9 protein-coding genes are annotated in these 7,264 nt (G+C 61.7%); 4 read left to right on the forward strand and 5 right to left on the reverse strand.

The genetic code is table 11. The annotated features are described in order from the left end of the window. Positions 1-356: 356 nt before the first annotated feature. The gene (locus RMO23_RS01365; protein WP_309678299.1) at positions 357-2,084 is read left to right on the forward strand and encodes an ABC transporter ATP-binding protein/permease; all 1,728 of its coding nucleotides are present in this window, start codon (positions 357-359) and stop codon (positions 2,082-2,084) included. Positions 2,085-2,230: 146 nt separating this feature from the next. Here RMO23_RS01365 and RMO23_RS01370 read toward each other — a convergent pair whose 3' ends face one another. Together RMO23_RS01370 and RMO23_RS01375 are read right to left on the reverse strand one after the other, a co-directional pair. Further along, positions 2,231-2,875: a dihydrofolate reductase family protein gene (locus RMO23_RS01370; RefSeq protein ID WP_309678300.1), complete on the reverse strand. Its 645-nt coding sequence runs from the start codon at positions 2,873-2,875 to the stop codon at positions 2,231-2,233. A 176-nt stretch (positions 2,876-3,051) separates the two neighbouring features. Further along, positions 3,052-3,438, reverse strand: a complete 387-nt coding sequence (locus RMO23_RS01375) for a DUF4345 family protein (protein ID WP_309678301.1) — start codon at positions 3,436-3,438, stop codon at positions 3,052-3,054. A gap of 305 nt (positions 3,439-3,743) precedes the next feature. Between RMO23_RS01375 and RMO23_RS01380 the strand changes: the two genes are divergently transcribed. Both RMO23_RS01380 and RMO23_RS01385 read left to right on the forward strand, forming a co-directional pair. After that, a complete protein-coding gene (locus RMO23_RS01380; protein WP_405041543.1) occupies positions 3,744-4,112 on the forward strand; it encodes an ArsR/SmtB family transcription factor in 369 nt (122 codons plus the stop codon). After that, on the forward strand, positions 4,109-4,609 hold the full coding sequence (locus RMO23_RS01385) for an SRPBCC domain-containing protein (protein WP_309678303.1): 501 nt from the start codon (positions 4,109-4,111) through the stop codon (positions 4,607-4,609). Before RMO23_RS01380 ends, RMO23_RS01385 begins: the two co-directional genes overlap by 4 nt. 159 nt (positions 4,610-4,768) lie before the next feature. Here RMO23_RS01385 and RMO23_RS01390 read toward each other — a convergent pair whose 3' ends face one another. The 3 genes from RMO23_RS01390 to RMO23_RS01400 all read right to left on the reverse strand — a co-directional run bounded on the left by RMO23_RS01390 (position 4,769) and on the right by RMO23_RS01400 (position 6,626). Continuing rightward, positions 4,769-5,278, reverse strand: a complete 510-nt coding sequence (locus RMO23_RS01390; RefSeq protein ID WP_309678304.1) for a hypothetical protein — start codon at positions 5,276-5,278, stop codon at positions 4,769-4,771. A 64-nt stretch (positions 5,279-5,342) separates the two neighbouring features. Beyond that, positions 5,343-5,966, reverse strand: a complete 624-nt coding sequence (locus RMO23_RS01395) for an isochorismatase family protein (protein WP_309678305.1) — start codon at positions 5,964-5,966, stop codon at positions 5,343-5,345. A gap of 27 nt (positions 5,967-5,993) precedes the next feature. Next, on the reverse strand, positions 5,994-6,626 hold the full coding sequence (locus RMO23_RS01400; RefSeq protein ID WP_309678306.1) for a TetR/AcrR family transcriptional regulator: 633 nt from the start codon (positions 6,624-6,626) through the stop codon (positions 5,994-5,996). A 114-nt stretch (positions 6,627-6,740) separates the two neighbouring features. Here RMO23_RS01400 and RMO23_RS01405 point away from each other — a divergent pair. Beyond that, positions 6,741-7,264, forward strand: a 524-nt coding sequence (locus tag RMO23_RS01405; RefSeq protein WP_309678308.1) for a hypothetical protein, incomplete at its 3' end; no start/stop codon positions are given.

The raw sequence follows: 7,264 nt of genomic DNA on the forward strand, positions 1-7,264 counted from the left end.
GATTCATCGGTATCCACAATGGCGGCCGAAAAGCCGGCGTCGGATTTGCTGAGCTGAAGGGATTTGAACAAGACATGTCTCCGGCAAGTGAGCGCGAGCAAGGGCGCCTGGAAAGCGAATTTGAATTCTTAATTATGAGCAGCGGGCTTGCGGCAGGCTGACGGCCGCCGGCCCGTGCTGCCAGGGCGCCGCCTGACCCTGCTGCAAGCCCCCATGCGGGCCGCCATTTGCTATTATATTGATAGCTATCTGTGTGCATAGTTATTGGGTTAGCGGCATTTTCAGGGCCTAAAACCAGTTTTTTCAGCTTACGCACCCGCAAATTGGGTCTTTTCGGATTAAATCGGCAGCTACCCATGAGCACCGAACAAACCCCTGGCTTTAACGCCCGCCTGTGGCGGCGCTTTGTGGCCATTGCGCGGCCCTACTGGCACTCGGAGGAACGCTGGCGCGCCGCCGGCATGCTGGCCCTGCTGGTCGTGTTGCTGCTGGGGCAGACCGCCTTCAACGTGCTGTTCAACCAGGAAACCGGCGAATTCACCTCGGCCCTGGCCGCGCGCGACGGCAGCCGCTTCTGGGCCTCAATCTGGCGCTATACGGCGATTCTGGTGGCGGCGGTGCCGATTTACGCCCTGTACTACTTCGTGCGCGACACGCTGGGGCTGCGCTGGCGCCGCTGGCTGACACACAGCTTTCTGGCGCGCTATTTTCATCAGCGCGCCTATTACCGCATCAACACCGCCAGCGGCATCGACAACCCCGACCAGCGCATCGCCGAAGACATCAACAGCTTCACCCAGCAGTCGCTTTACTTTTCCATGATCTTGCTGGGCGCGGTGATCGAACTGGTGGCTTTTTCCAGCGTGCTGTGGTCAATCTCTCAGGTGCTGGTGTATTTTTTGATCGGCTACGCGGTGCTGGGCACCGTGTTCACCGCCTCGGTGTTCGGCAAGCAGCTGATCGGGCTGAACTTTCGGCAGTTGCAGCGCGAGGCCAACTTTCGCTTCAGCCTGGTGCGGGTGCGCGAACATGCCGAGCCGATCGCCTTTTACGACGGCGAGGCACGCGAGATGTCGGCGCTGCAACGCATCTTTGCCGCCGTGTACGCCAACTACCAGAAAGTGCTGCGCTGGCAGTTCAAGCTCAACCTGTTCCAGTACGCGCACAGCTTTCTGACCATCGTGCTGCCCACCGTACTGATTGCCGGCGATGTGCTGTCCGGCAAGCTCGAGGTCGGCCGGGCGATTCAGGCCGCCGGCGCCTTCGCCGCCATCCTGAGCGCGCTGACCGTGATCGTCGAGCACTTCGAGGGCCTGAGCCGCTTTTCCGCCGGCGTGGACCGGCTGCATGCGTTTTCACAGGCACTGGATGTTGAGGCCGCCGCGCCCGCCGGCGATTCTGAAGGCAACGAACAGATCCACACCGTGCATGGCTTTGAGCTCGCGCTGGAGCGCCTGACGATGCTCACACCGCACCACGAGCACCTGCTGATTCAGGGGCTCACGCTGGCCGTCAGGCCCGGCGAGGGGCTGCTGGTCGTCGGGCCCAGCGGCGCCGGCAAGAGCTCGCTGCTGCGGGTGATTGCCGGCTTGTGGAGCACCGGCTCGGGCCAGGTGACGCGCCCGGCCGGGGCCGACATGCTGTTCCTGCCGCAGCAGCCCTACCTGCCGCTGGGCGACCTGCGCTGCCAGCTGACCTACCCGCACACCGAGCGCGACATCTCGGACGAAGAACTGCTGCAATGGCTGGAGCGGGTGAACCTGCCGACGCTGGCCGAGCGCTTTGGTGGCCTGGACGCCGAACTGGACTGGGCCAGGGTGCTGTCGGTCGGCGAGCAGCAGCGGCTGGCCTTTGCCCGCGCCCTGCTCGCCCGGCCGCGCTACCTGCTGCTCGACGAGTCCACCAGCGCGCTCGATGCGGCCAATGAACAAAACCTGTACGGCCAGCTCGCCGAATTGTCCATCACCCCCATCAGCGTCAGCCACCGCCCGGCCATCGCCAGACACCACCACCGCGTGCTGGCGCTGCCGGGTGACGGCAGCTGGACGCTGCACGAGGCGCGCGGCTACCGCTGGGCGCCTTGAGCAGCGGGACCATCACGGCCTGTTTCCGTAAATTTCGTATCAAATTGGCTGCCAGCCCAATCAATACATGCGCTTCAAGCTATCAAATAAATAGCAATCGGAAGGCTGGAAAAATTCGATTCAACGCGAAACTGCCGCAACGCTGCTCAGCGCCTGGCGTACTTCAGATGCGTCACTTTCGTCGTCGCAACCGTGCGCACCAGTTCAAGGCCATGCAGCGTGTCGCCGACCCCCTCGAACAGCCGTTCACCGCTGCCCAGCAGCGTCGGGGCCAGATTGATTTCCATCTCGTCCACCAGTCCGGCGGCCAGATACTGCCCGGCGGCGTTCGCGCCACCGGCGAGCGACACATCCTTGCCACCGGCGGCTTGCCGCGCCTGTTCGAGCGCCGCATGGATGCCGTCGGTGACAAAGGTGAAGCTGGTTCCGCCCTCCAGTTGAAGCGGCGCGCGTGCGTGGTGCGTGAGCACGAACACCGGGTGATGAAACGGCGGGTCAGCGCCCCACCAGCCGTTCCAGGGGTTCTGGGCGTCCCAGGGGCCGGGGTGTCCGCCAAACATGTTGCGCCCCATCACCGTGGCACCGATGTTGGCGAGCGATTCCTCGACGACAGCGGTGCTTTCGTTGACCGCCCCGCCCGCCATGCCAAGGAGCGACCGAAACACCGCCAGTTCAAAGGCCCACTCATGCAGGCGCCCGCCGCCGATGCCGAGCGGGTTCTGGACGCTCTGGCTCGGTCCGGCCACAAAGCCGTCGAGCGACATTGAGATTTTGAAGCGCAGCTTGGACATGACTTGACTCCCAGGAATGGGTGGTCGCCCGCGGGGGTGGCCACCTGCCGCAAAGTTTACCGTTCTGGAGACCGCTCCGGGTCAGGCGGTCGAATATTTGACTTCATCGGACCACCAACGGGCGAGTCCGCTTGAAGGCGGGTTTATTCGGCCGCGTTTGGTGGCGCAGCCGCATTTCAGCTGACGCCATGGTGCGCGACCGCGATGATGACCGGAAGCAACAACTCCGGAATCAGATAGCCCAGCCATACGGCCGTGGGCTTTGGCAACCCGACCTTGCTGATGGACACGAGCCTGCCGATACCGGCAAGAAAAACACCAAGCGCAAGAAGATAGACCAGCGTTCCCTGCTGCCTGACAGTGATGGCAGCCCAAAGGTTGATGACGCCAGTGGAGAAATACACACCAGCCATAAATCGGTGAACATTGTCCAGGCGTGGTGAAGTGCCGGGTTGACCGAGATACATCTGCAGCGCGCCGCCGACCATCGCGATGGCTGCGACCAGGAACAGGCAGATCTGTACGACAACCTGGCTGGCAAGGAGCGGTGCTTCTGCGGTCATCTTCGACTCCTGGTGAGCGGGCTAACGACCAGCGTTTACCTGCCGCCGCGACATGGTCTGGTGGTCAATGCGGCCGGAGCCCTTGTGTAGTCTGATTTTTTTCAGAATCGGCATCTGTGCTCCCCGCGAAGTGGCCGGTCAAACCCGGTGGGTGCTGAGCGCATTCTATCGACGACGAGCGCGCTGTGGGTTAATTGGAATCCGACCCCAATTTTCCCGTTCTGGACGCCAGCGCGCGGCCCGGTTGACAGGCGGCCCTGCTGTCTTTATATTACCAATCAGCTATGTATCCAAAAGGCTATGAAATGGCCCCTGACCCGCTCAACAGCGCATTTGCCGCGCTCGCCGACCCTACACGCCGCGCCATCGTTGCCCGCCTTGCCTCTGGCGAGGCCACCGTCAAGCAACTGGCCGAGCCGTTTGAGATGACGCAACCCTCGATCTCCAAGCATCTCAAGGTACTGGAGCGCGCCGGGCTCATTTCTCGTGGCCGCGCCGCGCAGACCCGGCCCTGCCGCCTGGAGCCGGCCCCCTTGCAACAGGTTGCGCAATGGGTCGGCATGTATCGCACTCTCTGGGAAGAAAGCTTCGAGCGCCTCGACGCCTTCCTGCAGTCCACCCAGCCAAACCCACCCATCCCACCGGCCAACCCCAAGGAAAGGAAAAAGTCATGACCCCCCATCACCCGACCACGTTTGAAATCATCCGCCAGTTCAAGCTGCCGCGCACCACCGTGTGGAAGGCCTGGAGCGAAGCCGCCCAACTGCAACACTGGTGGGGGCCGAAAGGCTGCGCCATTCAAGTTGCCCGCTTCGAGTTTTGGCCAGGCGGATTCTTTCACTACGCCATGCAGTTCGACAAGGCGCCGACGATGTGGGGCCGCTTCAACTACCGCGAGATTGCTGCGCCCGAACGCCTGGTCTGGCTCAACTCCTTCGCCAACGAGCGCTGCGGCATCGCCCGCGCACCATTCAGCGAAAACTGTCCGCTGGAAATCCAGAACACCGTGACCTTCACCGAACAGGCCGGAATCACCACGGTGACGCTGCGCGCCCAGCCTTTTGGCGAGGTGGAAGCGGAACGCCAATACTTCGAGGAACTGCGCCCCTCGCTGGAACAGGGCTACGGCGGCACCTTTGATCAGCTTGCGGATTATCTGGCGAAGGGGTGAAGCTTGAGGGAAGGCACGGAACGCGCCGAAACAGCCTTTGTGCGACGGCATGTGCGCTTCTATCCAAGCCGTGAGACGACAACACCCAGGCACACATCATGGGGTTAATGGGAGTCTGACCCTCATTACCCCAGGGGCAGAGATGTCTGCCAAGCATGATCAGGTGTGAGGTGGCCGATGCAGAAATAGCTCCATGGTCCGAACAAAAATAAACCCAAAGATGCAAAGAGCCCATGTCAGCACAACGGCGTAAGGGCCTACGTTCGGTGGGACCGGGATTCCCGCGACGTTGAACCAGAGACTTGCAACCGCGATGGTCGAACCGATGTATGTAACGACAACCCATAGGGGGAATCGGCCCGGCTCGACCATGCGACGCCGGCGGAACTGGACTATGAGAACGACGGTAAAGATCGAAGCAGCGGCTGCACTGGACAGCAGCCAAGTGACGGTGTCAGGGATATGAAGGATGTTTAGAAGCAAGGGAACCAAAGCAAGTGCGGTGACCAGAAGGCCCCCTTCAATGTAGAGGCGCACGAGGCGAAGGTGCCGATCAGCGAGCTCGCCTCCCAGCGCGCCGCGGAGGGCGACAACCACCGACGAAAACCCGACGAACGACAACGAAAGGGTTGCAAGGCGAAAGAGGTAGTCAGATTCTGCCGAGGTCATAATCGCATCCTGATAAGTGGCGGCAATTGGCGGGGGGGGCAATTGGGGTCAGATTCCCATTAATTTACTTCACCAGCCCCAGCACATCCTTGAACACCGGATGCTCCGCCGTTCGCAGCCACTCGAACGCCACCATTTCTGTCGTCACCAGCTCGGCGCCATTGCCGGCCAGGCGGTCAAACGCGGCGTCGCGGTTGCGTTCGCTGCGCGAGCTACAGGCGTCGGTGACGACCCAGACGTCGAACTCCTCTTCGAGCAGTTCCAGCGCGGTCTGCAGCAGGCAGACATGGGCTTCGCAGCCGGCGATGACGATCATGCTGCGGCCTTCCGGTTCGGGTTCGGCGGGTTTTTGCAGGTGCTTGGGCAGGCTGCGGGCGTTGCCGCCTTGCGCGGGTTTGCGCACCGGCGGGCGCAGCCAGTCGCCCAGGCCGTCGGCGGCGGCGCTGAAGTGCATCTTGCTCAGGGTCTTGCCGCCCGCTGCTTCTATCGCGGCCTGCAACTCGGGCACGTTGGGGCCGAGCCGGTCGGGGTTTTGCGCGGTGGCCCAGACCGGCACCTGCAGCGTCTGCGCCAGGCGGGCCAGCCGCACGGCGTTGGCCACCACCTGGGTGTTTTCAAAGATGACGGGCATCAGGCGGAGCTGGTAGTCCACCAGAACGAGTTGGGAGTCATCGGCATCAAGCAACATGGGTAGTCCTGAAATTTAAAAATGGGGTCACGCCGGGGTCGCATCGCGCTGCAGCCGCTCCACCAGGCCAATCACATAAGCCTCAAACAGCAACGTCGCGTCTTGCCCGAACATGCGGATGCGGCCGGTGTGCTGCAGCAGCAGCAAACCCACGCCGTGCGCAAATAAAGCGGTATTTTCGCGCAAGGCCTCGTCGGCGCCCAGGCCCATGGCCTGCAGCGCCGCCTCGCACGGGCGCAGCGCGTCGTGCAGGCGGTCATTGAGCTGGTAGTTCAGCTCGGCCGTCAGCCCGCGCGGCTGCATGCCTTGCACCAGGTAAAAGCCCAGGTCCAGGTCACGCGGGTTGGCCGCGTAAAAGCCAAACCAGGCACTGGCCTTGGCCTCAAGTAGCGCTGACGGGCTGGCAGTCTCATTGATGCCAGCTGCATCCACCACAGCATTCAGGCGCTCAAGCGATTCGGCCAGCAGCGCGCCATAAATCGCCTCTTTGTTCTCAAAGTACGAATAAATCGCGCCGGGGGTGTAACCGGCCTGTTTGGCGATTTCCCGGATGCTGGCACCCTCAATACCCAGCCGCTCAAACACCGAACGGGCGGCGTCCAGCATGAGCGCACGGCGCGAATCGTTCATGGCCTGCTGGCGTTGTTGTTTGGCTTCCATCACCTGAATATAAGCGCAAAAGACAGCAACTGATTCAATAATTAAACACTTGTAAATTTAATTGAACAGTGTTTAAATTTAGCCCTGCCCTCCTCCAATACGCTTGCCGAGGCGATGCCGCATCCCAACGGCGAACCCGGCTCGTACGCGTATGGCATCAATGCGTGGCAGAAAGATGGCCGCTGGATGCATTGGCACGGCGGCGCATTGCGCGGCTGGCGTATGGTGCATCTGCGTTTTTCGCAGGACGAGGCGAGCATCGTTGTGATGCTGAATCGCACCGAGAATCCCACTCCGATTGCATTGAAGATTGCCGAACGTATCGGTTTGAAAACCACGTGGGACGAGATTGCGCGCGCCAGCGCACCGCTTCAGAACGACATCGCGGGTATTTACGTTTCGTCCGCGTTGGGTTTGGTTGCGGAAGTTGCCATTCGCGGCCAGGAATTGACGCTTGATCTGGGCGGTGAATCGACGCCGCTGGTATGGACGAACGCACATTCGCTCGCGAATGCGTCCGGCTTCTATCGGATTGAATGGCAAGGTGATCATCTCAATATTCGCGCACGCCACTTCGGCTGGCGGAACGACTTCTTTAAAGTGCCGTTTCGCGACGATCGCCAACGGCTCGCCGGCCG

This window comes from Polaromonas sp., from assembly GCF_031411155.1.
Classification (GTDB): Bacteria; Pseudomonadota; Gammaproteobacteria; order Burkholderiales; family Burkholderiaceae_C; genus Polaromonas.

Coding starts and splice junctions, on each gene's coding strand:
- RMO23_RS01395 (WP_309678305.1), bottom strand. CDS start 5,966: ATGTTGCTTGATGCCGATGACTCCCAACTCGTTCTGGTGGACTACCAG.
- RMO23_RS01370 (WP_309678300.1), bottom strand. CDS start 2,875: ATGTCCAAGCTGCGCTTCAAAATCTCAATGTCGCTCGACGGCTTTGTG.
- RMO23_RS01375 (WP_309678301.1), bottom strand. CDS start 3,438: ATGACCGCAGAAGCACCGCTCCTTGCCAGCCAGGTTGTCGTACAGATC.
- RMO23_RS01365 (WP_309678299.1), top strand. CDS start 357: ATGAGCACCGAACAAACCCCTGGCTTTAACGCCCGCCTGTGGCGGCGC.
- RMO23_RS01400 (WP_309678306.1), bottom strand. CDS start 6,626: ATGGAAGCCAAACAACAACGCCAGCAGGCCATGAACGATTCGCGCCGT.
- RMO23_RS01385 (WP_309678303.1), top strand. CDS start 4,109: ATGACCCCCCATCACCCGACCACGTTTGAAATCATCCGCCAGTTCAAG.
- RMO23_RS01380 (WP_405041543.1), top strand. CDS start 3,744: ATGGCCCCTGACCCGCTCAACAGCGCATTTGCCGCGCTCGCCGACCCT.
- RMO23_RS01390 (WP_309678304.1), bottom strand. CDS start 5,278: ATGACCTCGGCAGAATCTGACTACCTCTTTCGCCTTGCAACCCTTTCG.